The sequence below is a fragment of the Streptomyces griseorubiginosus genome, from assembly GCF_017614965.1.
Taxonomy (GTDB): Bacteria; Actinomycetota; Actinomycetes; order Streptomycetales; family Streptomycetaceae; genus Streptomyces; species Streptomyces griseorubiginosus_B.
The window spans coordinates 1-2,030 of the sequence record NZ_WVUG01000590.1 but is presented as its reverse complement, the minus strand read 5'-3'; the positions used below and the strand labels follow the sequence as shown (position 1 = coordinate 2,030).

The 2,030-nt window shown below is 69.9% G+C and carries 1 protein-coding gene; it reads right to left on the bottom strand.

Features of this window, described 5'->3' with window-relative positions; all coding sequences use genetic code 11:
* A partial coding sequence (locus GRC12_RS43965) for a condensation domain-containing protein (protein WP_244374689.1) occupies window positions 1-2,030 on the bottom strand: 2,030 nt, incomplete at both ends.

The window sequence follows — 2,030 nt, the reverse complement described above, 5'->3', positions numbered from 1 at the left end:
AGACACGACAACACCAACTCCCGCTCCCCCACCCCCAACACATCCACCTCAGAGACCCGACGAGTCGGATCCTGGGCCAGGGCGGTGAGGACGCGGGTGAAGCGGTCGACGATGCTCTGCGCGGTGGCGCGATCGAACAGGTCGGTGCTGTAGTCCAGCGCACCGGTCAGAGTGGCGGACTCCGTGGCCGCCGAGGGACGGCGTTCCGCGAGTCGGAAGGACAGGTCGAACTTGGCCACGCCGACGCCGACCGTCAGGCTGTCGACCTCGAGGCCGGGCAGGGAGGCGACAGCGGAGGCGGCACCCTGTTCCGTGTTGTTCAGGGTGAGCATGGTCTGGAAGAGGGGGTGCCGGGCGAGCGAGCGCTCCGGGTTGACCGCCTCCACCAGCCGCTCGAACGGCAGATCCTGATGCGCGTACGCCGAAAGATCCGCCGCACGCACCCGTTCCAGCAACTCCCCGAACGTCGGATCACCCGAGACGTCCGTACGCAGCACCAGCGTGTTCACGAAGAACCCGACCAGCTCATCCAGCGCGTCATCCGTACGACCCGCGATCGGCGTCCCCAGCGGGATGTCCGTCCCCGCACCCAACCGCGACAGCAGCGCGGCGAGCGCCACCTGGAGCACCATGAACAGGCTGGAACGGCCCTCGTGGGCCACGCGTGCCAGACCGTCGTACACGTCCCCGGGCAGTTCGAACTCGATGCGGTCGCCGCGGTAGGAGGCCACCGCCGGTCGCGGGCGATCGAACGGCAGGGGCAGCTCTGCGGGCAGATCGGCCAACTCATGCCTCCAGTAGGAGAGTTGGCGGCTTATCTCGCTGTCGGGGTCGTCCTCGGAGCCGAGCACCTCGCGCTGCCACAGGCTGTAGTCGGCGTACTGCACCGGCAGCGGCGCCCACTCAGGAGCCGCGCCCCGCACCCGGGCCGCGTACGCGGACGTGAGATCACGCGCCAAGGGGCCCATCGACCAGGCGTCGCCCACTATGTGGTGGACGACGACGAGGAGGACGAACTCCTCGTCGCCCAGCTCGAACAACCGGACACGCAAGGGCGGTTCAGTGGTCAGCTCGAACGGTGCGCGAGAGGCGCGGTCCAGTTCTTCGTGCAGGTGCTCCTCGTCCGTGGCGGTCACCGCGATCTCCGCCTCCGCGGAGCCCAGAACTATCTGGTACGGGCCCTCGGCGTCCTCGCCGAAGACGGTGCGCAGGCTCTCGTGCCGGGTGACCACGTCGGCCAGGGCCAGGCGAAGGGCCTCCCGGTCCAGTGCTCCCTTCAACCGCAGGGCGACGGGCAGGTTGTAGGTCGCGCTGGGTCCCTCGAAACCGTGCAGGAACCACAGTCGCTGCTGAGCGAGCGAGAGCGGCACCCGGGCCGGTCGCGGTGCGGGGACCACACGGCCGCGCGCCGCGGACGAGGTGTCGAGGACGGCGGTGAGTTCAGCGACCGTGGACGCCTCGAACAGCCGGCGTACGGGTACCTCGGTGTCGAGGACGGTGCGGATGCGGCTGACGAGTTTGGTGGCGAGCAGGGAGTGGCCGCCCAGGGCGAAGAAGTCGTCGTCGATGGTGACCGACTCCAGGCCGAGGACTTCGGCGAACAGGGTGCACAGGATCTCCTCGCGCGGCGAGCGCGGCGACCTGCCGCCGTCCGACCGCGCCCCGTAGTCCGGAGCCGGCAGGGCACGGCGGTCCAGCTTCCCGTTCGGGGTCAGCGGGAAGGCGTCCAGGGTCACGAACGCCGACGGCACCATGTAATCCGGCAGCTGGGCCGCGAGCCGTTCCCGGAGCTGAGTTGTACTGCTCTGCTGGGCTGCGCCCGGGACGAGATAGGCGACCAGGCGTTTGTCGCCCGGCCGGTCCTCCCGCACCAGGACCGCCGCCTGGGCGACGCCCTCCTGCCCGGCGAGGACGGCCTCGATCTCCCCCAGCTCGATACGGAACCCACGCAGCTTGACCTGGTCGTCGACCCGGGACAGGTACTCCAGCTCCCCGCCCGCCGTCCAGCGCACCAGATCCCCCGTGCGATA